Raw genomic sequence first — 25921 nt, forward strand, 5'->3', positions numbered from 1 at the left:
CCGTGTTATAATAATATAACTTTATAAATAAAGGATGAAAGCAACGAATGAATAAACTTTTACTATTTTTACTTAGCCTAACGCTCATATTGACAGGATGTTCAGCGACCATCTCCAGTCAAGAAGCTCGGACGTTTTCTAGAGAAGTAAAACAAAATCCACCTGTTGATTTTATACCGAGGGATGTCTCTGTAGTTGCTGTGGGAGATTCTTTAACTCAAGGAGTTGGGGATATTCAGGATTTAGGTGGATATATTCCTTATTTGCAAGCTAAATTGGAAGCTAGTAAGTTAATTTCCACTGCAAATTTTCAAAACTTTGGTGTGAGAGGAAATAGAAGTGATCAACTATTAAAACGCTTGAATAAGGAAAATGTGAAAACTGCTATAGTGGATGCTGATTTGGTTATCATTACCATAGGTGGAAATGATATCATGCAAGTGTTTAAAGAAAACATGATGGGGCTGGAGCTAAATAAGTTTGTCGCGGCAGAAAATGGGTACAGTAAAACATTACATGAAATTTTTATGACTATTCGTCAATATAATAATGAAGCTGGGATTGTATTAATTGGAATATATAATCCATTTATAAAATGGTTCTCAGATATTAAAGAAATGAGCACGATAGTGGAAAATTGGAATCAAACGAGTTTAGAGGAAGTATCCAATGTAGATCGAGCTATATTTGTACCTATTGCAAATATATTTGAAAATAATGAAGAAAGTCTTTTATATACAGATTATTTTCATCCCAATAATCGAGGATACGAATTAATAGGAGATCGCATTTTTTCTCAATTAGAGAATGAGAATCTGCTTAAAAGTGTATTTGAGTAAACATGCTATAAAAGGGGTGTGGTAAGTTGATAAATAAAAATGCATGGAAACTCCTCTTTATTATTTTATTTGCATTTAATGTTCTGATAATAATGGGATTAGCCTTATTATTATTTATTTCATCCGACCAAGAAGCCATACCAGAAATAATAGAAACAAATAAAAATGCATCTGAATTTTTAATTCAAACGGATAAAAAGGACTTAAATAAACTAATTAACCATTATATTGAAAAAGAAGGACTTAATGGACCTGTACATTATCAAGTGCTATTGACGGATGAGGTAGAATTATTTGGAGAGATGAAAGTTTTTTCTCAAACAATGCAATTAAAAATGACATTTGAACCAACGGCTTTAGAAAACGGGGATCTTTTATTAAAACAAAGAGGCGTATCACTTGGAAATGTTAAACTTCCGGTTTCCTATATTTTAAAATTGATTCGTGATGCCTATAAATTTCCTGAATGGGTTATCATACAACCAAATGATAAAGAGATTTATGTTGCTCTTCATAAAATGAAATTAAATGGCGGAATCAATGTTAAAGCTGAAAGTTTTAATTTAGTCGATGATGATATAGCTATGAAAATGCTTGTTCCAGTCGATTAATAGGCATAGTAATATGAAGGGAGGCAATAGTATGAATGAAAGTCACGACTTAGAAATTGCTACATTTGCTGGTGGGTGCTTTTGGTGTATGGTTAAACCCTTCGACGAATTGCCGGGCATTATAGCTGTTGTTTCGGGGTATACAGGAGGAATTACTGAAAATCCTACTTATGAAGAAGTGTGTTCTGGGCTGACGGGACATACAGAAGCAGTGCAAATCACATTTGATCCAAATGTTTTTAAGTATCATCAACTGTTGGAATTATTTTGGATGCAAATCGACCCGACAGACGCCGGTGGACAATTCTATGATCGGGGAGTATCGTACCGTCCTGTTATTTACTATCACACAGAACAACAAAAATTGCTTGCGGAAAAGTCAAAAAACGACTTGGCGGAAAGTGGCAGATTTAAGCAACCGATAGTAGTCCCGATAGAAAAAGCTGCTACATTTTATCCAGCTGAGGACTATCATCAGCAATTTTACAAAAAGAATCAACAACGGTATTCATCTTATCAAATCGGTTCGGGACGAGCGGATTTTATTCAAAAACACTGGGGGGAGTCACATGAATAGCGATGATTTAAAAAACAAACTTACTTCTATGCAATTCAATGTTACACAAAACAATGGCACAGAGCCACCGTTTAATAATGAATACTGGGACAAGGAAGATGAAGGAATTTATGTTGACATTATTTCCGGTAAGCCCTTGTTCAGTTCTACAGATAAATACGATGCAGGCTGTGGATGGCCAAGTTTTACAAAAGGCATAGACGATGAGGAACTGCTCGAGAAAAAAGATATGACTCATGGTATGATCCGGACGGAAGTTAGAAGCAAGGAAGCGGATGCTCATTTAGGACATGTATTTCCTGACGGTCCAGGTCCAACGAAGTTGAGGTATTGTATAAACTCTGCAGCGCTTCGCTTCATACCGAAAGATAAATTAGTGGAAATGGGCTATGCAAAATATGAAGGACTTTTTAAGTGATCTCTATTCACTAAGAAAACATGGGGGAATCAGGTGGGGATTCTGCCCCAGCTGATTGGTAACTCATACCTACGCTTCGCTTAGAGGTGTGGGGCTTTAAACCTTAGAAAGACACTATATTTACATACATTAAGTATCCCATATAAAAGGGATTGGAAGGCGGAATAGCATATGTTGAAAAAATTATTTGGTAAAAAAGAGGAAGTATCTAAAACATTCACAGTGGTCGCTCATCTAACAGGACAAGTGATAGAATTGGGAGATGTACCTGATCCAGTTTTTGCTCAAAGCATGATGGGAGACGGAATGGCAATAAATCCTGAGAATGGGAAGGTAGTTGCTCCAGTAGACGGAGAAATTATTCAAGTATTTCCTACCAAGCATGCGATTGGTATTAAAACAAAGAATGGCGCTGAAATACTTCTTCATATCGGTATTGAAACGGTTGGTTTGAAAGGTGAAGGCTTTAATGTATTTGTTAAAGAAGGAGATAAAGTAAATACAGGTGACATATTGGTTGAGTTTGATTTTGCCCTAGTCACTGACAAAGCAGCTAGTACAATTACTCCTATTATTATCACGAATGGTGATGATGTAGCTTCAATTACAAAGCATTCCGTTGGTCATGTAACTGCAGGTGAAACGCCAATGATGGAAATAACGATGAAATAAATATTTTTACACCCATTCATGGGTGTTTTTCTTTTTTTTATAGGCGAATGCACAAACCGCCCAACCATACTCTACATAGACTAACAGCGAAGGGAATAAAAGAATGAGGAGTGGTGAAAATGTACGAAAATTATGGCTGTTATGATCCATGTTACCCAGCTTACGGATATGGTAATGAGTGCGGTGGCGGTGGAAGAGGCGGATTTGCCCTTATCGTCGTATTGTTTATTCTATTAATCATTATCGGCGCATGTTGGTGCTTCCCAAACTAAGTATCTAAAAAGGAAGTCCCTGAAGGAATGAACTTTTCTTCTTGGGCTTTTTCTTTTTTGTCTAGGTATGTATCTAATCTTTCTTTGTCCATCATGGGTTAATGGACGTGGTATCACGTACTTTTTTGCGAATTTGTTATGATATTTTCAAGTATTACTGAATTAATGGAACAATCCGCATGAATCTTTAGATAATGCATACATTTACAAGTAAGAAATGTATATGGAGGGATGTGTAAGCAGGAAATCATTCTAGGCGAATAGAAAGTGATTTTATAATTATACGATGTAGCTGTATTTATAATTGGAAAATGGTTTATTTGAGTAAATATCATTTACCATGGGACGACTATCCGCTATATTTATGAGAGCAAAGAAATAGAAAGGCGGATTAATCTCAATGAATAAATCCTTTTATCACTTTTTAATGAAATACCGTCATACTATCAAGAAAGATGAACTTAGTGAATTTGCTAATGCTGCTTACCATGATCATGGTTTTCCGAAAGGTTCGGATGATTATCACTTGCTTACTAATTATTTAGAGTTAAGCGGACACTATTTACCTAATATGTCACTATTTGATTTTGCTTGGGAGCTATATATGGAGTCTGAGAATAAATAGTTGGCTAGTAAATAGCTAATTGATAGGAATTTCAGCATAAGGGGCGATTAAGATGCGTGAAATGGAAGTGTTTATCGACACGGAGGAAATCGCAGAATTTTTCTATCGGGAGCTATTACAAAGAGGATATACTCCAAGTGAAGAAGAAGCTGATGTGTTGGCAGATATAGCATTTGATTATTTAATTGAAAAGAATATTATAGACGAGGATTACGAAGATTAAAAAGGAATATGGAAAGACTAAAGTAAAACGTCAGTTTATAACTGGCGTTTTTTCGTTGGCTTAGAACTGATTAAAATGTATATTGTGTGAAATGTTTCTAACGCATAGGAGCCCTCCTTAAGCCCCTTGAGAGGTTCTGACTTAGTAGGTTTGCTATTCAGGAACAAAATGTTTGGATAAAGAAACTTGTTAAAGCTAGCATTACAAAGTTTTAAATCTATCCTAAATACTCGAATATTTGCATGATATTAGCGAAACAATTAAAATGTAAATAGGTGAGTGTAAATATTAGGAGGAAAAATAAATGAGTATACATATTGGTGCGTCACAAAATGAAATTGCTGAAACAGTACTTTTACCAGGAGATCCACTACGAGCAAAATATATTGCCGAGACATTTTTAGAAAATGTAATATGCTATAATGAAGTGCGGAATATGTTTGGATATACCGGTGAGTATAAAGGTAAAAGAATTTCCGTGCAAGGAACCGGAATGGGCGTTCCGTCAATATCTATTTACATAAATGAATTAATGAATAGTTATAATGTCCAAAATTTAATAAGAGTTGGAACATGTGGTGCTATTCAAAAGGATGTAAAAGTCCGAGATGTAATTTTAGCGATGACTGCTTCGACAGATTCACAAATGAATAGATTAACTTTTGGCGGTGTAGATTATGCACCAACAGCTTCATTCGAATTGCTGAAAAACGCCTATGATACTGGACTAGAAAGAGGCTTGAATTTAAAAGTAGGAAATGTTTTCACCGCAGATATGTTTTATAATGACAATGCGGAGCATGAAAAATGGGCTAAGTATGGTATTTTAGCGATAGAGATGGAAACCTCAGCATTATATACAATTGCAGCTAAATACGGAAGAAAAGCCCTTTCCGTATTGACAGTGAGTGATCATATTCTAACTGGTGAAGAAACAACAGCAGAAGAAAGACAAACCACTTTCAATGAAATGATTGAAGTGGCATTAGATGCAGCCATTAAAGAAGCAAGATAAACAGCTATATTTTGTTGGAAGAGAAGTGAAGAAGTATGAAAAAAGTTTTAATTGTATTTTTAACAGTATTATTATTAACAGGTTGTTCTTTGGAAAATCCATTTAAGTCGGACAAGCAGTCAGAAAAGCCGGCAGAAAATGAGCATATAGTAGAAGAACCAAAAAAACCGGAAGAAATACCGGACGAAGAACCAAGTAATACTAATGATGGTTTAGGTGAGAAACAAAATAATGAAAGTAAAGAATCTGAAATGGCACTGGAAGCCGCGTATTTTAATGAAATACAACAGGTAAATAACATCTTAGAAATTAAAAATCCTAGTAATCCTTTTGCATTAGTGAATAAGGAATTTTTCTTACCAGGAAATTATGAACCGGATGATTTAGTTCGTCCCAAAGTATCTTTTTCTTTCGGTGATGAAGATATTGAGAAAAGTTATTTAAGAAAAGAAGCTGCGGCAGCATTGGAAAAAATGTTTTTAGCGGCTAAAAAAGAAGATGTTCATTTATTTGCGGTATCTGGATACCGATCATATAGTCGACAAAAAACAATATTAGATGCAGAAATTGCAAAAGTTGGCGAAGAGCAAGCCTTACAAGTTGTAGCTAATCCTGGAAGTAGTGAACATCAATCAGGTCTTGCTATGGATATATCGAGTCAGGACGCTAATTTCCTTTTATCAGAAGAATTTGGGGAAACACTAGATGGCAAATGGCTAAAAAATAACGCTCATCGTTTTGGTTATATACTTAGATATCCTAAAGAAAAAGAAGAAATTACAGGATATCAATATGAGCCTTGGCATTTTCGCTATGTAGGAGAAAAAATAGCAAACTGGGTTTTTGAAAATGATTGGACATTAGAGGAGTTTTTTCAAGTAGTAGAAAAAATATAATAAGGGATATTCGCTAGTGAACACGTTTCAGCAAGCTGAAACATCGTGGAATTAGGTGGGGGCTTAAACCCTGAAAAATCGGGATAAAGAAATACAACGTACATTCGCTAGGTAATAAAGAAAGCCTCCTTTGTTGGAGCTTTTGTATGGATAGCACATAAGTAATTAACATGGAAAACAAAGAAAGAGAGCTGTTTATACTTGTTTCAGCTGTCGGGAATGAAAGTGGTGAAATGAAATGGTAGATAATAATGATACGGAAGAAACGGAAAGCAAGATTGGCTATATTCACATGAAGAAGTTTAAGTTTGTTATGTTAATATTTTTGCTTATCTTTTCTACTGCGGGTATTACACTGATTGCACTTGGTTTGGGCGATGAAAAGGCAGTGAATGTTACGGGCCAAGAACGGAAAAATTTTACAAAGCTTTATCAAGCATACGATGAATTGGAGAAAAGCTATTTTCAAGATTTAAATCAAGAGGATTTGGTAAATGGTGCGATAGACGGCATGCTTAATGCGCTTGAAGATCCATATTCTGATTATATGACGAAAAAAGAAGCAAGTCAGTTTAGTGAAAGTATATCTTCTTCTTTTCAAGGAATTGGTGCAGAGATACAAGAGCTAAGTGGATATATTGTTGTCGTTTCCCCAATAAAGGGCTCGCCAGCGGAAAAAGCAGGGATTAGACCGAAAGATAAAATCATTACTGTTGATGGTAAAAGCATTCAAGGCATGAGTGCGAACGAGGCAGTATTATTAATTCGTGGAGAAAAAGGAACGAAAGTGAACCTTCAAATCCAACGCGGTGAAAAAACGGAGCCATTAGATATAACGATTACAAGAGATGAAATACCAATCAATACGGTATATGCCGAAATGATGGAGGATGGCGTCGCGAAAATTCAAATTACAAGTTTTTCTAGTCATACAGATAAAGACCTTGCTGCTGCGTTAAATGATATGGAAGAAAAGGGAATGAAATCCCTCATCATTGACGTTAGACAAAACCCGGGAGGCCTACTTGATCAAGCTGTGAATATATCCAATTTATTTGTTCCAAAAGGGAAATTACTTTTCCAAGTTGCATATAAAGATGGAACCGTGGAAGAATTTGTAGCTAAAGATGGCAAGAAAATAGATGTACCAACAGTAATGCTGATTGATAAAGGCAGTGCGAGTGCTTCAGAGATATTAGCCGGAGCCGTAAGCGAATCTGCTAATATCAAATTAGTTGGTGAAAAATCTTTCGGTAAAGGGACAGTGCAAACGACGAAAGAGTTTACCGATAAATCTAATATGAAATACACGATGGCAAAATGGCTGACTCCAAACGGTAATTGGATACACGAAAAAGGCATTGAGCCTGACTTTGTTGAGAAGCTACCTGCCTATGCAGAGCTTTCATATATTGATCCAGATAAAGAATTGAAGAAAGATACGGTTGCAAATGAAGTGAAATCTGCTGAAGAAATGTTAAAGGTTCTTGGATTTAATCCTGGAAATGTAGATACTAATTATGACGATAAAACAGTACAAGCTGTTAAGGAATTTCAAACTAGCGTAAAATTAGATCCAAATGGAGTGTTACAAGGAGAGTCAACAGTAGCTTTAATGGAAAAAATACGTGATATGATTGTTAAAAATGACCCACAGGTAAAAAAAGCATTCGAATTATTAACAAAAGATAAAAGCAAATAAAAAACTCCATTCGGAGTTTTTTTGTTTGCTTTTTATTTTTCCCCAAACTTTATAAATGTATATTCATCTTCCACTAGTCCACATGTACCACATTGTATTCTTCTCTCTGGGCCGCTATAAGCAATGTGAAAAGGCCCAGCATCGTCCTTACCGGCAAACCTTTCTATCGTTTCCCCTGTTTGAGGATCCAGTTTAACTGCATGGGGAACCTGTTCAATAATATTAAAACGAGAACGATTGGTTTTGCAATTAGGGCAGCGGTATCGGATATCCATCTTCATTCCTCCCAAAAAGTGTCATATGATAGGTTACCCTGATTTCCGAAATATTATAAGTATACGTGTGAGAGAGTACGATCAAATATAATAATTGTTATATCAATGTAATAATTGTAACGAAAGACACTAGAAAAAAAAGCTGTCAATATGCATTCTATAGCAGTTTATGGTAATACCTTGTTGTAAATGGAAATTGCCCAATGTAAGTCAGAATTATCCTTCACACAGAAATGCCGTATCTATAAGATTTACTAACTGTACAAATTCAGAAAATATCTTACTCTCTTAAACTGGCATTTCCTCCCTTAAATATTACAAAAATCATATGGTAAGATATTTTTGTAGACGAAAAGAAAACATTGGGAGGAATAAGACAATGAAAAAAATGATATTTACAACTGCAGCAGCAGTAGCAATTATGGCAGCACCATTTGCAGGAAAAGCAGATGCGGCACAAGTTGAGCCTATCAAAGCAAAGGTAGTATTCCAATATAATACTGTTAATCTTTCAGATCACGAGGATTTGTTAAATCAAATCTGTAAGAAATATAATATTAAGTGGAATATGAAAGACTTGAATTTAGCACAGCCGAAACCAACACCGGAAAAACAAGAAAAACCAGTGGCACAACCGAAACCAACACCAGAAAAACAAGAAAAACCAGTGGCACAGCCGAAACCAACACCAGAAAAACAAGAAAAACCAGTGACGCAACCGAAACCAACACCAGTGCAACCAGAAAAACCAGTAGCGCAGCCAAAACCAACACCGGAAAAACAAGAAAAGCCTGCTGAGCAAACAACTTCACAACTAAGTGCTTTTGAACAACAAGTATTTGATTTAACAAATCAAGAAAGAACGAAAAATGGTTTGGCACCATTAAAAATAGATCTTGAATTAAGCAAAGTAGCACGTGAAAAATCAAGAGATATGTCAGCAAACAATTATTTTGATCATAATAGCCCAACATATGGCTCACCATTTGATATGATGAAAAAATTTGGTATCACATATCGTTCTGCAGGTGAAAACATTGCCATGGGTCAACGTACACCTCAAGAGGTAGTAACTGGGTGGATGAATAGCTCAGGTCATCGTGCAAATATCTTAAGCCAAGACTTCACTCATATTGGAGTTGGCCATGATGCTAACGGTAATTATTGGACACAACAATTTATTGGGAAATAAAATGGAGCGTAAGCTTGCTGGAGGATATCCTGTAGGAATTGCCTTATGCCAATAGAAAAACGAACAGGTAGCCACTAGGCTTACCTGTTCGTTTTTTTGTTAGCTGTGTGGAAAGGTATAAGATTTAACAGATAGAATCATATTTGACCTACTTAATAATGTACTAAGGCCTTTAATCGTCGACAATTGAAGGCCTGTACAGGCTATACCAAACTACCTCGGGATGTAGTTTGGTATACCTTTTATAAGCTTACTTTTTCTTTTCTTAACCCCATTTTTTTGTTTTGGACATAGCGTAAACGAAAGGAGAGCGTGATGGCACCTATAGCTAAACCGATGATCAAACCGAGCCAGTATCCAAAGGGACCTAAGTCAGTATAATTAGTCAGAATATAGCCGAAAGGTAAACCGATTACCCAAAATGAGATTAAAGCCATGATAAACGTGACATTTACATCTTTATACCCTCGCAACGCTCCTTGAATCGGTGCTTGAACAGCATCAGATAACTGAAAGAATACAGCAAACAGCAAAAATTGCGATATTAATTTTACAACTTGCAAATCATCGCTGTATAACTGTGCTACTTCTGCGCGGAATACAAAAAGTAATAACCCCATTATTAGAGATATACTTACACCACTAAGAATACCCAGCTTACTATAGGATCGGGCATCTTGATATCTTCCTGCCCCAGACTCAAAACCAATAAGTATAGTAAGTGCCATTGAAATACTTAGTGGAATCATATAAAGAAAGGAAGAAAAGTTTAGTGCCGCCTGATGTGCTGCAATTACATTCGTACCGAATTCACTCATAAATAATGTAACTGCTGAAAAGATACTCGTTTCGATAAAAATCGATAAGCCAATAGGAAGTCCGAGCGCAAATATTTCTTTCCATTTATGTAAATCAATCCGATAGAATGTTTTAAATATCCGATAATCTAAAAATGGTTTTTTTCTATGAATGATCCACATGGCAATTAACGTTATTAACCAATATGTCGCTGCTGAGGCGATCCCTGCTCCAATACCCCCAAGTGCAGGTAAACCAAGCTTACCGAAAATTAGAATGTAATTTAACACGACATTAATTGGCAAAGATGTAAGCGTAATAATCATTGTCACTCTTGTTTTACCGAGTGCGTCAATAAAGGAGCGAAGGGCGTTGTAAACGAATAAAGGAATAATTCCAAATGCCAAACTAACTAAATAAAACCTGGCCACATGTTCTACTTCATTCGCCAAATTCATTCCATTCAAAATGGGATTTAGAATGATAGAGCCTACTAAAATGACGAAAGCTGCCATTGCAATTCCAGAGTAAATCCCTTGTACAACTGAAAAGGGAATATCGTCTTTTTTCTTTGCCCCAATTAAGTGAGCAACGATAGGTGTGATTGATAAAAGAATACCACTTAAGCCGGTGAAAATTGGTACCCATAAGGATGAACCTATTGCTACACCAGCTAAATGTTCGGAGGAATATCTTCCAGTCATCATGATGTCAAAAAAGGTCATCGAGAACATAGCAAGCTGAGTGATCAATAACGGAACTAAAATCACCCAAAGTTGTTGAAATTTTTCACGTAAATTATTTGTCTGTTTCATTTTTACCCTCACTTACAAATGATTTCATTAAGATAAGATTATAACATATTAGTATTAATCAATACACATTTAGAACTCCAATAATATTGTTATGTAAACATGTGAGTTGATACATATAAATTAATGTAATGCCTTCAGAAGAGGCAGTATAATAAGATTATGAACAGGTTTCTTGTTTACCAGATAAATTTATCTTTTGTAGGCGGGGGAAACTTCACCCTACGACTGAGCGGGGATTTGACTAAATAGAGATACCTCGTTTTTAAAGATTTTTATAGCTACAAAAAAAGAGCTAAAACCTATGTGGTTTTGAGCTCTTGAATCATTTTTCATATTAAGCTTCGAGTGGCTGCATTTCTTCTGAGTCGATCGTTTTACGAAGGTAATTCATCGTAAATAAATCTTTCGGAATTTCGTAAAGGTCATACACGTAATTTTCCCGATTTAGTTGTTGAAATATAGATGGGCGAGTTTTATTTGCCAGTACAACATAAGGGAATTTTTCAGCGGCTTTTCGTGAACGGACATTTTCTTTACGAATACGCATATATATCGTTTCAATTTCTTTCTCAAAAAATAATTCTTGGAAAAAGCATTCTTTGGCTAATATATTATACCCTTTACCATGATATGGTTTACCTATCCAAGTTCCTAAAAATCCAGCATTTCCTTCTATATCATAAAGGTTGATCGTACCAATTGGATTTTCCCATTCATCCATTATTGTCCTTGAGATTAACTCCTCGCGTTCTTCTGCTTCAATGGTCTGTTTCGTCAAAAATATGAACTCTTCATATGAAGTTGCTTTTTGTCGTACGAAAGGGAAGACATCAGGGTGCGTCATTAAATCAAATAATGCATGACATTCATGCCCAAATAATTCACGTTTCTTAAGCATTATGAACCCCCTCCAGGGCAGGGTAGTCCCGTAGATTCGTTTCTACCCTCGAAATTTTTTAAAAGTTGCATAAAAAATTTCGGGGTGGGAATCGAACCCACTAGGACCAGCCAAACAACAGGACTGGTGGCGCACCATTTGCCTTCCCTCAATTATGAGCTGTATTAAATTTTAAGGTATTTATATTGACATCATACAAAAAAAAACAGCTTTTGAAAATAGGTAAAACAAAATAATTTTCTTTTTTATTCTACTATTTTCGACATGTTTTTCAAGGCTGATTTTTGTTGAATATTGATAAAGGAAATGCTGGTTTTAAAAGCCGATTTTAACTACATTTATCGGCTCTAAACGAAGGAGGTATTTAAATATATGAAAAAGTGAAGATTTTACGAAACCTTCTGTTATGTAAATCGTATTATATATTAAGAGAGATTTAAGAGGAGGAAATTGTGATGCAAGAAAGTACAGAAAAATCTGTAGCTGGATTATTATATATTACTAGTTTGTTTTTCCCAGTTATTGCACCTTTGATTATTTGGTTAATCAAAAAGGATGAATCACCATTCATTGATTTTCATGGAAGAGAGTATTTTAATTTTCTCATATCCTATACTGTTTACAGTATTGTCGCAGGAATATCGGTCATAATATTGATTGGATTTATCCTTTTACCTATTGTTGGGCTTTCGGCAATCATTTTTACGATTATCGCAGCAATTAAAGCATTTGATGGTCAAACATACAGAATCCCATTTGTTTTCCGGATTTTATAAGGTCCAAAGTGGAATCTAATAGCAGGTAGTAATAGATAAATCTATCTATGGTTCCAAGCGAGTCTGACAAAATTGTCAGGCTTTTTTTCTTGGAAATCGTTCTTAATGATTCATGTAGGACATACCATCTTACTAGGGGGAACCGTATGAATATTAAAGACTATTATGCTCGAATGACTCGCTTATATTTGAATCAAACCATATTATTTACACTGGTTTTTGTTTCTATTATTTTGCCCAGTATGCAAAAGGTCAATTTTTTGCCAATTAATATAGCCGGTATCTTTGTATCGCTATGTCTTTTTACCTTTTTTTTGAAATATTTGTATTTCACTAATAAAAACCGGGATGTTAGCTTATTAATTAATGCTAAAGATATTGTAATGAGTAAAGCGCAATTTTATATATTGCTTCAATCTCCGTCCTCTCTTTCCATATTTGATATTTATTCCGCTGATGGAATCTGTCGTTTTTCTATTTCTAGAATAAAAGGCAGAGAAAAGCGAAAAAGAGATAAGATTGGAAATAAATTCAAATCTAAATGGATGTACAGAATCGATCAACATGGTTCGACGAATAGGTCGTATATCCATGTATATTCGCAAGATGCAGTTATTTTTATTCAAAAAAGTAAATTACCAATAATTATTACAAAAATAAATGCAACAAGAAAGGAACTAGTAGTAGGGGCAAAAACCTATCAATTAAAAAAAAGTTATGCTGACTATGTTTTATCTATAGATGAAAAAGTAGTGATGAGAATCAAAAAGGGTTTCATGCCGCTTAAAATGCAAACAATGTTCCAACCAAATACACCTATTTTGAGTTTCGAAAAACGTCTTACGGAAGACGAGAAATATTTATGTTTATGTTTACTTGTTTTCTTGGAATAAGTCCAAGGTTTTATTCGAGTTTTATCATTTTTAGCACATCATTAAATGGTTGTTTTCTTTTGCATGTGAAAAAGTGTGAAAAGGGATCACCTAAGACATTTAATCTTTCTAACACCTTTTGCATCGTGAAATACTCCATGTGTAAATCATTTGTTATTTCATGCCAAAATAACGGAGCAGCGACAAGAGCATCTTTATTATTTCTAACGGAGTAAGGGGAGATAATTGTTTTACCTTCTGCATGTTGGATGAAATCAATATAGAGCTTTCCATTCCGGTTTTTTTTCAATCTTTCTATGGTGAACGATTGAGGTTCGGTAGTGATCAGGAAATTCGCGATAAACTCTGTAAATAGACGTGTATCATCCCATGTAAAAGTGTCATCTGGAAGTGGAATATACACTTGCATTCCTTTATTACCAGAAACTTTTACAAAGGCAGTTAATTTTAATGTATCTAGTATTTCTTTCAATAGTATTGCTGCATGTATAGCCAGGGTGAAATCTGCACGTGAAGGCGGATCGAGATCAAAAACAATTTCACTTACATAATCACTTTTTATCGTTTGGAAAGGGACGTGAAACTCGATAGCAAGTTGATTCCCTAACCAAATTAAAGCTTGCAAATCATTACAAATGATCATTTCAGACTTTTCGTGTGTATATGACTGAATATAGTCAGGTGCTGTTTCAGGACGTTTTTTTTGAAAAAAAGCCTCACCAAAGATGCCATGTGGCGCACGAATGACTGTTAATGGTCGATCTTGAAGAAATGGCAGCATGAAAGAAGAGACAGATCTTAGATAGCGAAGATAGTCTAATTTTGTGCACATGTTTTTGTCCCAAAGATCTTTATCTGGATGTGTAAGTATGACTTTATCTGGAAAAGCAGCATTAGCAATTAAAAAGTGTTCAAATGTACATTTATCTGGAGATAGATCAAAGCGCAATTCTTTAAAATATGGCTCGCGAAGCTGTTCTCCGTTCCATTCTATATAATAAAGATCCAGACAGATACCTGGTTTTATTTTTATTAAGCTGCCTATTCTTTGATCGTAGTTTTGCATTATTGTACTCTTTATTGCCAGTTTCGTTTCTGTTTCCAAACCGTTTATAAATAGACCCAGAGGAAATACTGTATCGTTTTTCCACACACCAATATGAAAAAAACCATTATTTTCATCAAAAGCAGTTAAAAAACAGGATGCAGTTTTCCAGTTTTTTATTTTTAACCATGTAGAAGTTCTTCTACCTTCCTCCCAAGGACTAGAGCTTAACTTTACGACGATCCCCTCACTATCATATGCCTGCATTTTTTCTAATAAAGAGCTATATTTGGAATGAAATGGGACATATTGTACAAGCATTTCGTTTTTGGTGGAAGGTGTAACTGAAAATCCTAAGCGCTTAAATATAGACAAAAGCATCGCTTTCCTTTTCATATAAGGAAGTGTAACTGTACTCGTTTGATTAGTTGATAGAAGGTCAAAAGCAAGAAACTTACAAGGTCTGGTGTTTGCAGCCTCGTAAATTTTTTCTTTGGACCGCAATCTACCTCTTTTTTGAATGGCTTGGAAATTTGCTTTCCAATCATTTTCTAGAATGACGAGTTCACCATCTAATTTTAAAGGGAGCAAGTCTGTAATAGAGTCCTGGTGCTTGAGTAGAAATGCTTTTAACTCCGGGAATAGGGGGAGTAAATCCTTACCATTCCTGCTTAATAAAATGCATTCTTCTATACTCCAGTTAAGGATGCCTCGAAAGCCATCATATTTGATTTCATAATACCAATCACCTTGGTTAGGCGGATGAAAGGTTAAGGTAGGAAGCATGGGTTTCAATAAAAACGCTCCTTTCATTTTTTTTAGTTTTACCCACATAATGAATTTTTACCAAAAGTTGATAGGAATGTTTGTGATTCAATTTAGCAAATACTATCAATAGGAAACATAGAAGAAGGTGAGAAAGTGCATACAATGTGGAAAGGCAGTATTAGCTTTGGATTAGTAAATATTCCAATAAAACTCCATGCTGCCACAGAGGATAAAGATGTAAAATTTCGATCGCTTCATAAAGAATGCCATACACCTATTAAGTATGAGAAAATATGCCCGGTCTGTGAAAAAGAACTAGACATAAAAGAAATTGTGAAAGGCTATGAAATAGCTAAGGGAAAGTTTGTCATAATTGACGAGAAGGAAATAAAAGAACTAAGTGGCGCGAACGAGGAGAAGGCTGTAGAAATTATTGATTTTATCAAGATGGATGAAATAGATCCGATCTATTATAACCGCAGTTATTATATGTCTCCAGACGGTGGTACAAAAGCATATGGACTCCTACGCAAAGCGCTTATGCAGTCAGAGAAGGCTGGTATTGCTAAAATAATAATACGTTCAAAAGAACAACTTGCGGTAATTAGAGTATTTGAAGGAATATTGCTAATGGAAACCATTCATTACCCTGATGAGGTAAGGAAAGCGGCTGATGTTCCTAATATACCGACTGCAGATGAAGTCTCTAAAAAAGAAATCGATACAGCTATTTTATTAATTGATCAGCTGACAACCACTTTTGAACCAGAAAAATACCATGACGAATATAGATCTCAACTTCTTGAGCTTATTGAAGCGAAGAAAAATGGGAAAGAGATGATAGCGGTCAAACAAAAAGAACCAGCAGCAAATATGACAGAACTGATGGCTGCATTGCAAGCTTCGATTGACAAAACAAAACCAAAAACAGCAAAACAGCCAGCACGTAAAAAAGCTGCAACGAAAAAAGGAGTAGCAAAATAATAAAAAGCGTGTAAAGCGCACATTTGGTCTAGGTAAAGTCACTGATTGAAGCGATATTTCATAGACATCTGTGAGGATTATTGTTCTTGTAGTAGAGAGACCATCCGCTAATTACTAGGTGAAGCTAGGAGCTCTTGTGTCTAACCATTGTTTCTAGACAGCAAACGATTTTTCCTTTATGATTGTTGGAATTTATGCTAATATCTAGTAAAAAGAGGATATAAAATGCATAAACGAAAAATAGGATTATTCTTCATTTTAGTAGTTGGTATTGGATTATTTACATCAATCTCATTGACAATAAATAGTGAATTTATTAAGCAATTTGATATGTTGATCATTGACAGTGTGCAAGGAATGATATCGACTCCTTTAACTTCCATTATGCTTTTTATAACTTTTTTGGGTTCTGTTAAAGGAGTTATCATTATAACCGTTATTTGTGCTGGTATTTTTTGTATGAGCCGTAATTATTTATTAGGTGTTTATTTAATTATTTCTGTAGGGGTAGGAGCAGGGGCGTTTAACCGCCTATTGAAAGCACATTTTCATCGTGATAGGCCTGATCTGTTACGTATTGTTCATGAACATGGTTTTAGTTTTCCAAGCGGTCATGCAATGGGTTCAGTTATTTTATTCGGTGGAATTTTCTATGTCATATATAGGCTAATTGGGAGTAATCGCAAGACTTTGATTTTATTTATGATTGCAGGTATATTCATTCTGAGCATTGGCTTAAGTCGTATCTATCTAGGTGTTCATTATCCAAGTGATATAATCGCAGGATATGCAGCAGGAAGTGTGTGGGTGGTGTTAAGTGTGATTATTTTTCGATTATATGATAAAAATGTTGAAAGTTTTAAATAAAGTGTTATAATACCAAACAAAGACAGAAATACTTTGTTTGGTATTTTTATGAAAGCTTTTTCATGAATTACTTAAAAATATTACCATCCCTTCTTGCAATTTACATGTACCTCATGTATGATAGTAAAGAACTAAAGTTTTGGTTGGTGCTTGACCAACTACTAAAATCCTTTTTCCTCCAATGAGTGATCTCAAATACTCGTTGTTTTGTAAGACAAATCTCACTGGCGCGGTTTTGGAGCCGCAAGGACGAGAGAGAGGAAGGGCTTTCGTTGTTTTGAAATGCAAATATAATAACATTTATGATTTTCCTGTAATTTACCGCGTGATGCTGGCTGCATTAAATAATACGTTATCTATGGAGTTTAGGATTTACATATTATAAAGAATATCTACTCCCAATTGTGGATCTTGTTTATAATATGTGAAGTTTTATTTACACCGTAAATATGAGTAACATATTAAAAAATTTTTGGAGGTTTTTACCCATGGCAACAGGAACAGTAAAATGGTTTAACAGTGAAAAAGGATTCGGTTTCATCGAAGTTGAAGGCGGAAATGATGTATTCGTACATTTCAGCGCTATTCAAGGAGAAGGTTACAAATCACTTGACGAAGGTCAACAAGTTGAATTTGAAATCGTTGAAGGACAACGTGGCCCACAAGCAGAAAACGTTGTTAAACTATAATTAGTTCATTTAAAACTGCCTCTAACTAGGGGCAGTTTTTTCTATTGCCTTTATTATCGATTATAGCGAAGTTCTAGTAAAAAAAGAGGAAAATAAGGGACCACATCCTATAGTTTTATGTCTGCGTGAGTTTCTTTGTAGTTTTTGATGTTTTCGATACTCATACGTAGTATAGGGCTTAAGATCAATAGGAACTATACAGATAGTGTATCTTGGCTAAGCATCACACTCTGTGATGACAGTGAATGCGTCGGCTAGAGATAGCTTGTTTCTGTATATTCTATCTGTAAAAATTAATACTTTCCGATAAAAAAAAGCAGCCACTCGGCTGCTTTTTTTTATCGGAAGGACTATTTTACGGGATAGAGATCATAGTTCATCAAAACCGTTTAAGTCACTTGTTTTCGTATATTGTCTTGATTTTTGTTCAAAGAAATCTGTTTTTGTATCATCGAAGTTATCTACGTAAGCACGGATCCATTTCATTGGGTTATCTGAATAACCTTCATAAATATCACTTAAACCTAATAGACGTAACATTTTATTAGCGCGATATTTAATATAACCTTCCATTTCAGTAAGATCGATTCCATCAATTCCTGAAAGAACATATTTACTCCAAATAGTTTCTTGTTCAACGGAATGGCGGAATTGATCATATACCCAATTAGTAAACTCAGTTGTGTTGTAGGTAGGGTTTTCAGACAGTGTAGCGCGGAATAGATCACTGATAAATCTTCCATGCTGTAATTCATCACGGTTGATGTAAGAGATCATAGTGGATGTCCCAACCATTTTTTGATTTCTTGCTAGATTATAGAAAAACGCAAACCCAGAATAAAAGAATAAACCTTCAAGTAGGGTAGTGTATACCATTGCTTTTAATAAATGATCAATCGTTGGGTTTTCGGCAAATTCATTGTACACTTCCATAATCCGCTCATTACGTTTAAGAAGGACTTCGTCTTTTCTGCCTGTTTGGAATGACTCATTTTGCTTATCCAGTGTTGCCACTGAAGATAGGACATAAGCATAGCTATGATTATGCTCGCTTTCCTGGTCTGCGATGGTGGCCATGATTGATTTTACAGATGGATCAGTAGAAAGATGTGAGATTCTCCCAGCAATATCTGTTTGAGGTCCATCTAAAGTGGCAAGTAATCCGATAATCTTTAAAAAAGCACTTTGTTCTTCCTTTGACAATGTTGAAAATTGTTTTGTGTCTTGTGTCATATCCACTTCACTAGCACGCCAAAATAATGCGCGGATTTGTTCCCGATGTGTGTAAAAGTGTGGATAGGCGATATCATTCCAGTTTAAAATACCACTTGCTTTACCACCAAAAAGGGCCGTTGATTTATTAGGGTTAACCGGTTCTAAGATTTTTACTTTAGTTAGAATTTGTGACAATGTTTAACACTCCTTCTGTCCATTCCATCACCTTAGTTTCTTGTGATCCTCTTGGACTTTGTTCTATTTTTAGTGGCTCGTAAGAAGATTGATAAAATTTAGCAAGCTTGTCAGTGGCATGGCAAAACAATGTGTCACCACCAAATTGTGTATCACCTGTTCCAAAAATAAAGACATTAGGTGGTTTATAGCCGATTTCATACACAAAATCTTTGACATCATCTGGTGTCGCGCCTTTTCCCCATGTAAATGTACCAATCATTAGTACATCAAAAAGGGAAGGATCAGGTATGGTTCCTGACCCTATTCTATATACATTCACTGAATATGCTTCTTCTAATAATCTCTTCTCTATTAGTTCTGCCACTTCTTTAGTATTTCCACTATAGCTGGCATAACATATTAAGATTCGCACCATACACAGTCCTCAATATCCGATGCTGTTGATCGAACATAATATGTTGTTTTTAAGCCCGAATCCCATGCTTGTAAGTGTAAGTCTAGCATTACTTGTGCTTTAATATTATTCGGAACGTAGAAGTTAAACGAGATAGATTGGTCGATATGGCGTTGTCTAGCTGCATTTTGTTGTACGGACCAACGTTGATCAACAATATAAGCTGAACGACGGTATACTTCGTACGTATTATGATCTAGGTCTGGTGCAACAACTGGTAATTTATAATCTTTCTTTTCTTCGTGATAGAAAGGTTTGAAAATCGGATCAATACTAGCAGTTGAGTTTGCGATTACTGATGTACTTGAGTTAGGTGCAACAGCCATTAAATAACCATTTCTCATACCATGCTCTGCCACATCATTCATTATTTCTGTCCATGCATCTGCATGTAGACCTTTTAAATAGCCGCGTTGTTTGAAATAATCTCCAGTTTGCCAATCGCTGCCTTTAAATTTAGAGTAAGCCCCTTTTTCTTTTGCTAACTCAACACTTGCTTTAATTGTTAACTGTGAAATGAATTCGTACAGTTCATCAGCGAATGCAACAGCTTGTTTTGACTCCCAATTAATTCCTTTAAGTGCTAGAAGGTGATGCCAACCGAAAGTACCTAATCCTACGGCTCTATACTTTTTATTCGTTATTGTCGCCTGTTTCACATCGATCGTATTAAGGTCGATTACATTATCTAACATTCTTACCTGGATCGGGATTAATCGTTTTAATACGTCTTGGTCGTCATTATTGGCATGAACAGCTTTTCCAAGGTTAACAGAAGAGAGGTTACAAACAACAAAATCGCCAGCTTTTTTATATGTGATAATCGTGTCACCGTCAACTGTTTCATCATACTGAACAGTAGGGGACATATTCTGCATTATTTCTGTACACAAATTACTAGAATAAACCATGCCTTCATGTTTATTTGGATTCTTTCGATTTACTTCATCACGATAGAACATGAAAGGAGTACCAGTTTCTAATTGTGATTTCATAATTCTTGCCATGATTTGAATAGCAGGAACCTTTGTTTTATTTAATGCATTACTTTGAATACATTCATCGTATTTTTCTCTAAAAGAACCTGAACCTTTTTTCTCGTCGTACAAATCTTCAAGCGAATACCCCATTACATTTTTCACTTCATATGGGTCAAACAAGTACCAATCTCCACGTCTTTCTACTTGTTCCATAAATAGATCAGGTAAGCAAACTCCAGTGAAAATATCATGCGCTCTTTGTCGTTCGTCCCCATTGTTAAGCTTTAAGTCTAGGAAGGAGAGGATGTCTGCATGCCATACGTCTAGATAGACAGCAATAGCTCCTTTCCTACGACCTAACTGATCCACGCTGACTGCTGTATTGTTTAGTTGTTTTATCCATGGTAATACCCCAGATGATGCTCCCTTAAAACCTTTAATGGAACTACCGCGACTTCTCACTTTCCCCATATACACTCCGATACCGCCGCCATCTTTAGAAAGTCTAGCAACGTCCGTGTTACTGTTGTAGATTCCCATGAGTGAATCCTCGACTGTATCGATAAAGCAACTTGATAACTGGCCGTGCGCAAGTCCTGCATTTGCAAGTGTAGGTGTTGCGACTGTCATATAAAGATTGGATAGTGCCCAATAGCTTTCTGCTACGAGCTTTGATCTTTTCTCGATCGGTTCGTCTTGCATAAGATGTAAAGCAATAACTAACCAGCGTTCTTGAGGTAACTCATATGTGTTTTTTTGATGGTCTGTCGCTAAATATCTGGTCGCTAATGTATGTAGACCGATATAGTCAAACAATAAATCTCGATCAGGATCTATTAAACTAGCTAACTCAATAATTTCTTGTCTACTATACTTTTCTAAAATGTTTGGAGCATAAATGCCTTTTCCAGCTAATGTTTTTAATAATCCGTAAAAATCGCCATATTTTAATTCCTTGTCAAATGCACGATTTTGGCTTGCTTTTTTGTATAATTCTTTCAAGTAAATCTTTGCTGCATCATATGTCCACTGCGTATTTGCTTCATCAACATTTTCCAAAGCCGTGTTAACGAGAAGGTCGGTAATGTGATCAGCATTTATCTCCTCTTTAGCTTCCACGCTGCGAATAATTTTTTCTTTATATTCTGCTGAGTTAATCAAGGTATTCTTGTCAATAAATGCAAGTAAACGTTCCTTGTCAAATGCCAACTTACGGTTACCATGATCTTTCGTAATCATTGTAGTCATTTTGTTCACCTTTTCTTTCATGATAAAATAAAAAAATCCGCTTGAGAATGGGGCGGATGAAACGATAGATAAAATAAAATTTTCTCTATCGTTTCATCTTCCCAATCCCCAAAGAATTAAAACTTGTTCTTTCACATTGATGTCATCGGTCTGAAAGCCTTCCAAGATCTGATATGTTAACTTAATGGATCAGTTGTTTCCCGTATTTATGCCTTTACACATCAGGGAGACAAGAAGCACCTGATCTTGCTGGTATTCAATATATGGTATACATTTTTATATATACATACTAAATATGGTGTTTAATAGATGATAGCATGCAAAAAAAAGAATGGCAACTGAAATCTATTTTAACATAAAAGATGAGTAATAAGTTCCAGATAACCGAAGTATAGAGCTCTCGATTTAAGGAAAAACTTGTTTGGATAAGAAGTATAAGAACCTTAAAAAAGTAGATAGCGGGAAAAGTTGATATGGAAAAGAAATGACGATTATTGCAAAAGAAAAAAGCACACATAGAACATCTTAGCTGTTTCCGAAGATTAATGGAATAGTTTCTTATTAAATGTCATAATATTGTTCGCTTCAGAATCACAATAAATCCCGTTTTTCATTGATATTTTAGCAAGAGACATTATTTCGTTCTTTTTATTTCTTTGCCGCGTCCAATTTTCTTTGCTAATAGCTATAAACATGAATTCGTGAAAGAACGTTGCTATAGACCCACTAGCGATTTAGTTGATACCATATATATGGACTATTCTGGAGGGATTAATTTTATGGATCAACAAAAATACGCAAATTTAAAATTGGCTGAACGCGGAGCGATAATTAGTATTATCGCTTATCTCTTTTTGGCCAGTTTAAAATTAATTATTGGCCTTATGAGTAATTCAGCTGCCTTAAAAGCAGATGGATTAAATAACACAACAGATATTATTGCTTCCATTGCATTATTAATTGGTTTGAAGTTATCTCAAAGACCGGCAGATGAGGATCATCTTTATGGACATTGGAAAAGTGAGACCATTGCCTCAATGGTTGCTTCATTTATTATGATGACTGTAGGATTACAAGTAGTGTATGGTGCGGCGAAATCTTTATTTGATACTACGAAAGAATCTCCTGATATGATTGCTGGATGGGTTGGTGTTTTTTCTGCTGTCGTAATGTATTTTGTATATAGATACAATCGTGGGTTGGCAAAGAGGGTCGACAGTCAGGCAGTGATGGCTGCAGCAAAGGATAATATTTCCGATGCATGGGTAAGTATTGGAACAGCAATAGGAATTTTTGGTTCACAATTAAATATGCCATGGCTTGATCCATTAACAGCAGCAATTGTTGGATTTTTAATTTGTAAAACGGCATGGGAGATTTTTCGTGATACATCGCACTTATTGACGGATGGTTTTGATGAGGAAGTGATTGAAACATATAAAGAAACGATACAAGAAATAAATGGCGTAATCGGTGTGAAAGAAATCAAGGCAAGGAACTACGGTAATAATGCTGTGGTCGACATCGTCATTCTTGTTGAATCATCTTTGGATATAAACTCTGCGCATGATATCTCTACAAAAGTTGAGAAGACATTAATGAGGGAACATGATGTATATGCTGTACATGTACATGTGGAGCCAAAAGTAAACAAAGATTGATTCGTTTAACTTAATTTGCAAAACTATACAAAATGAATTAGTTAATGGATCAATCTGCACCAATGAAAAGATACTACATTCTTAGAGGGCACTGAAAAAGTCCCTTTGTAAACCAAAAAGAGTACAATCCTTAAAATATATGGGGATTGTACTTTTTTTGCTGTATAATTATAGTAATAATTTCAAGTGGGTGGATACTATGATTCAACAACACCAGTCTATTTGCTACTGAAAGTTATCCTAGATCGAGCTGAGTTCTTTTTTATTACTCTTGTAAAAGAATTAGGTTTAAATAAATATAAATATGAGATTGATCAAATAATGAAATTTAAATTAGGGTCATGATTTTTCACAATCCTTTTTGTATGATATATACATTTCTAGTTAACATAAAGTTTCTTATGGAAAGTTAAGATAACCACATTTCTTCAAAATACTCTTATTCTAGTTTATTATCATAAAAGAAAGTTATTATGGAGTTAAATCTGTGACTTTACCAATAAATCCGTGGAGGTATTTAGTATTTATGGATCATACCCTTGTTTTTTGCGAAATTAATATGAATCATATTCCTATAGTAAATAACTGGTACCACAATGATAGTGATAGCTTTTATGTAGAGGAACTAACAGAACGATTTATAAAGTATGTGACCACAAACCCTAATCATTACTGTTGGATAGTTTATCAAAGTAATGTTCCCGTAGGTAGAGTGTCATATGAAATAGATAATCAAAAAGCTTACATAGATATCCTTATAAGACCTGACTACCGACGCAAAGGTTTCGGGAAAATGATAATTGAACAAGTTATAAATAGAACCGAAATTTCATCAATAAAGCAAATCGTTGCAGGGATTAAACATACCAATGAGGCCAGTATAAATTTATTTAAGTCAGTTGGTTTTGATGCTATGGAAAATGAAGTTGATAACGATGGATTTATTGATTATTCATTTTATTTATAAAGGTATTATCCATCACAAAATTTTGATATGTTTCATGCGAAGTAAAAATTGGTTTCAAAATCAACGCCTTGGCTTTTTATGTATTTAATTGCAATGTTTCGACACTTTATTTCCAGCTTGGAATATTGTTTAAAAAGTTCCTCCATGATCAGTCGCCATGAGCAAAAGAATATCGCAGTTGATTGGAGTGAAAGGCGACGACTCCTGGGGGATCAGCGTGACAGGTGAGAGACCCCGCAAGGCGCGAAGCGACTGAGGAGGCTCACCGCACGCCCCACGGAACGCGTCCGCCTGGAACGGAAATCAACGGTAGCAGGCGAACACATTGTATGTAGATTATTATCTCATTACATACAGAATAGGCAATTCTACTATTAAAAGTAGAAGGAGACATGAAAAAGTGGCACAAGAAAACCTTGTACCATCTGCCTCGGTGAATGCCGAGAGTCTATTGACTATATGGGAGGATTATCTTGGGATTACAGACAACGAATATACCTATAACTGAAGTACGTCTATATGAAAATCAACATTTGAGAGGAAATCATATTTCCGATCATTATCATGATCATTTCCAGGTTTTGTATGCACTTAATGGGCAAGGGAAAGTGACACTAGATGAAAAGCAATATGAATTCTCGAGGGATCAGGTTGTCCTAATTGTTCCAAACTCGATTCATTCTATTACTGCATATTCAAAACTATCTGTTCTTGTCTTGGCTTTTTCCCCATCTGCTTTAAGTCATTATATAGAAGATGGATTATTAAATAGTTTGCAAGCACATTCGCAATACTATCAATTAGATGTCGTTCGGGCTAGTGAAATCAGGCAAATATTACGAAAAATACTTTTTGAACAAACGGACTATGATAGCCTATGCAAATATGCTTCACCAATTTATTTGTATGAATTACTGTTGATTTTAATCCGCTTCAATATGGAAAAGAAATTCGATAATGCTAATGATATGAGATCATTAAAGTTGCAACAATATATTGATACCAGATATTTCGAAAATATAACTGCTGAGGATTTATCACTGAAATTCGGCATCTCATCTCGTTACATCAATGATATATTTAAGGAAAAATTCCATGAAACGCCACTACAATATTTGCAAAAAGTACGAATCAATCGGGCAAAGGAATTGTTAACAGAATCGGATAAAGATATTGTTTCCATTTGCTTTGAAGTAGGATATGAAACACTTTCGACATTTTACCGTACATTTAGAAATATTGTCGGAATGTCTCCAAATAAGTTCCGTATTCTTCAAAAAGAGCAAATGGAGTAGTTTGTTTAACATCTAAATGTTTTTACTATAACTTTCCAAAATTAAGAATCTAC

27 protein-coding genes are annotated in these 25921 nt (G+C 35.2%); 20 read left to right on the plus strand and 7 right to left on the minus strand.

Annotated elements, in window-relative coordinates; translation table 11 throughout:
- The first annotated feature begins 47 nt into the window (after positions 1-47).
- The 11 genes from MHB53_RS01240 to MHB53_RS01290 all read left to right on the plus strand — a co-directional run bounded on the left by MHB53_RS01240 (position 48) and on the right by MHB53_RS01290 (position 7850).
- Entirely contained in the window at positions 48-839 is a 792-nt protein-coding gene (locus MHB53_RS01240; RefSeq protein WP_340915192.1) for an SGNH/GDSL hydrolase family protein, read from the plus strand.
- A 26-nt stretch (positions 840-865) separates the two neighbouring features.
- Positions 866-1450 (plus strand): YpmS family protein, encoded by a 585-nt coding sequence (locus MHB53_RS01245; protein WP_340915194.1) that lies wholly within the window; start codon positions 866-868, stop codon positions 1448-1450.
- A 31-nt stretch (positions 1451-1481) separates the two neighbouring features.
- Positions 1482-2027, plus strand: a complete 546-nt coding sequence (msrA, locus tag MHB53_RS01250; protein WP_340915195.1) for a peptide-methionine (S)-S-oxide reductase MsrA — start codon at positions 1482-1484, stop codon at positions 2025-2027.
- The gene (msrB, locus tag MHB53_RS01255) at positions 2020-2445 is read left to right on the plus strand and encodes a peptide-methionine (R)-S-oxide reductase MsrB (RefSeq protein WP_340915197.1); all 426 of its coding nucleotides are present in this window, start codon (positions 2020-2022) and stop codon (positions 2443-2445) included. Before msrA ends, msrB begins: the two co-directional genes overlap by 8 nt.
- A gap of 171 nt (positions 2446-2616) precedes the next feature.
- Entirely contained in the window at positions 2617-3117 is a 501-nt protein-coding gene (locus MHB53_RS01260; RefSeq protein WP_340915198.1) for a PTS sugar transporter subunit IIA, read from the plus strand.
- A 119-nt stretch (positions 3118-3236) separates the two neighbouring features.
- On the plus strand, positions 3237-3389 hold the full coding sequence (locus MHB53_RS01265) for a YjcZ family sporulation protein (protein WP_340915201.1): 153 nt from the start codon (positions 3237-3239) through the stop codon (positions 3387-3389).
- 400 nt (positions 3390-3789) lie between these two features.
- The gene (locus MHB53_RS01270; RefSeq protein WP_340915203.1) at positions 3790-4014 is read left to right on the plus strand and encodes a YozE family protein; all 225 of its coding nucleotides are present in this window, start codon (positions 3790-3792) and stop codon (positions 4012-4014) included.
- Between the two features lie 52 nt (positions 4015-4066).
- Positions 4067-4237 (plus strand): YozD family protein, encoded by a 171-nt coding sequence (locus MHB53_RS01275; protein WP_340915205.1) that lies wholly within the window; start codon positions 4067-4069, stop codon positions 4235-4237.
- A gap of 304 nt (positions 4238-4541) precedes the next feature.
- On the plus strand, positions 4542-5252 hold the full coding sequence (gene deoD / locus MHB53_RS01280) for a purine-nucleoside phosphorylase (protein ID WP_340915208.1): 711 nt from the start codon (positions 4542-4544) through the stop codon (positions 5250-5252).
- Positions 5253-5287: 35 nt separating this feature from the next.
- Positions 5288-6148 carry a D-alanyl-D-alanine carboxypeptidase family protein gene (locus MHB53_RS01285; RefSeq protein WP_340915210.1) on the plus strand — a complete coding sequence of 287 codons (861 nt, stop codon included), beginning with the start codon at positions 5288-5290 and terminating at the stop codon, positions 6146-6148.
- Positions 6149-6386: 238 nt separating this feature from the next.
- A complete protein-coding gene (locus MHB53_RS01290) occupies positions 6387-7850 on the plus strand; it encodes a lmo1851 family serine protease (RefSeq protein WP_340915212.1) in 1464 nt (487 codons plus the stop codon).
- Between the two features lie 32 nt (positions 7851-7882).
- On the opposite strand, the gene MHB53_RS01295 is transcribed toward MHB53_RS01290, so the two are convergent.
- Positions 7883-8125, minus strand: a complete 243-nt coding sequence (locus MHB53_RS01295) for a DNA alkylation repair protein (protein WP_340915214.1) — start codon at positions 8123-8125, stop codon at positions 7883-7885.
- A gap of 379 nt (positions 8126-8504) precedes the next feature.
- Between MHB53_RS01295 and MHB53_RS01300 the strand changes: the two genes are divergently transcribed.
- On the plus strand, positions 8505-9317 hold the full coding sequence (locus MHB53_RS01300) for a CAP domain-containing protein (protein WP_340915216.1): 813 nt from the start codon (positions 8505-8507) through the stop codon (positions 9315-9317).
- A gap of 242 nt (positions 9318-9559) precedes the next feature.
- Here the strand turns inward: MHB53_RS01300 and MHB53_RS01305 are convergent, their stop codons facing one another.
- Positions 9560-10930: an MATE family efflux transporter gene (locus MHB53_RS01305; RefSeq protein ID WP_340915217.1), complete on the minus strand. Its 1371-nt coding sequence runs from the start codon at positions 10928-10930 to the stop codon at positions 9560-9562.
- Between the two features lie 334 nt (positions 10931-11264).
- Complete coding sequence (locus tag MHB53_RS01310; RefSeq protein ID WP_340915219.1) at positions 11265-11828, minus strand: GNAT family N-acetyltransferase; 564 nt, start codon at positions 11826-11828, stop codon at positions 11265-11267.
- Positions 11829-12283: 455 nt separating this feature from the next.
- Between MHB53_RS01310 and MHB53_RS01315 the strand changes: the two genes are divergently transcribed.
- Positions 12284-12604 carry a DUF4870 domain-containing protein gene (locus tag MHB53_RS01315; protein WP_340915221.1) on the plus strand — a complete coding sequence of 107 codons (321 nt, stop codon included), beginning with the start codon at positions 12284-12286 and terminating at the stop codon, positions 12602-12604.
- A 146-nt stretch (positions 12605-12750) separates the two neighbouring features.
- Entirely contained in the window at positions 12751-13497 is a 747-nt protein-coding gene (locus MHB53_RS01320; RefSeq protein WP_340915222.1) for a hypothetical protein, read from the plus strand.
- A gap of 10 nt (positions 13498-13507) precedes the next feature.
- Here MHB53_RS01320 and ligD read toward each other — a convergent pair whose 3' ends face one another.
- Positions 13508-15328, minus strand: coding sequence for a DNA ligase D (gene ligD / locus MHB53_RS01325; protein ID WP_340924390.1), 1821 nt, complete (start codon positions 15326-15328; stop codon positions 13508-13510).
- 135 nt (positions 15329-15463) lie between these two features.
- Here ligD and ku point away from each other — a divergent pair, with 135 nt between their 5' ends.
- The 3 genes from ku to cspD all read left to right on the plus strand — a co-directional run bounded on the left by ku (position 15464) and on the right by cspD (position 17850).
- Positions 15464-16294, plus strand: a complete 831-nt coding sequence (ku, locus tag MHB53_RS01330; RefSeq protein ID WP_340915224.1) for a non-homologous end joining protein Ku — start codon at positions 15464-15466, stop codon at positions 16292-16294.
- 225 nt (positions 16295-16519) lie between these two features.
- Entirely contained in the window at positions 16520-17161 is a 642-nt protein-coding gene (locus MHB53_RS01335) for a phosphatase PAP2 family protein (RefSeq protein WP_340915225.1), read from the plus strand.
- Positions 17162-17649: 488 nt separating this feature from the next.
- Complete coding sequence (gene cspD / locus MHB53_RS01340) at positions 17650-17850, plus strand: cold-shock protein CspD (protein ID WP_066138041.1); 201 nt, start codon at positions 17650-17652, stop codon at positions 17848-17850.
- A gap of 369 nt (positions 17851-18219) precedes the next feature.
- On the opposite strand, the gene MHB53_RS01345 is transcribed toward cspD, so the two are convergent.
- The 3 genes from MHB53_RS01345 to MHB53_RS01355 are packed head-to-tail and all read right to left on the minus strand — an operon-like array spanning position 18220 to position 21945.
- Complete coding sequence (locus MHB53_RS01345; RefSeq protein ID WP_340915229.1) at positions 18220-19260, minus strand: ribonucleotide-diphosphate reductase subunit beta; 1041 nt, start codon at positions 19258-19260, stop codon at positions 18220-18222.
- Positions 19241-19678: a flavodoxin gene (locus MHB53_RS01350; protein WP_340915231.1), complete on the minus strand. Its 438-nt coding sequence runs from the start codon at positions 19676-19678 to the stop codon at positions 19241-19243. Before MHB53_RS01350 ends, MHB53_RS01345 begins: the two co-directional genes overlap by 20 nt.
- Positions 19663-21945 (minus strand): ribonucleoside-diphosphate reductase subunit alpha, encoded by a 2283-nt coding sequence (locus tag MHB53_RS01355; RefSeq protein WP_340915232.1) that lies wholly within the window; start codon positions 21943-21945, stop codon positions 19663-19665. The genes MHB53_RS01350 and MHB53_RS01355 overlap by 16 nt, the downstream gene beginning before the upstream one ends.
- Before the next feature lie 779 nt (positions 21946-22724).
- Between MHB53_RS01355 and MHB53_RS01360 the strand changes: the two genes are divergently transcribed.
- The 3 genes from MHB53_RS01360 to MHB53_RS01370 all read left to right on the plus strand — a co-directional run bounded on the left by MHB53_RS01360 (position 22725) and on the right by MHB53_RS01370 (position 25868).
- Entirely contained in the window at positions 22725-23606 is an 882-nt protein-coding gene (locus MHB53_RS01360) for a cation diffusion facilitator family transporter (RefSeq protein ID WP_340915234.1), read from the plus strand.
- 487 nt (positions 23607-24093) lie between these two features.
- A complete protein-coding gene (locus MHB53_RS01365) occupies positions 24094-24573 on the plus strand; it encodes a GNAT family N-acetyltransferase (RefSeq protein ID WP_340915236.1) in 480 nt (159 codons plus the stop codon).
- A gap of 473 nt (positions 24574-25046) precedes the next feature.
- Positions 25047-25868, plus strand: a complete 822-nt coding sequence (locus MHB53_RS01370; RefSeq protein WP_340915238.1) for an AraC family transcriptional regulator — start codon at positions 25047-25049, stop codon at positions 25866-25868.
- The last annotated feature ends 53 nt before the right edge of the window (positions 25869-25921 follow it).

Origin of the sequence: Bacillus sp. FSL K6-3431 (assembly GCF_038002605.1) — a bacterium.
GTDB lineage: Bacteria > Bacillota > Bacilli > Bacillales > Bacillaceae_C > Lederbergia.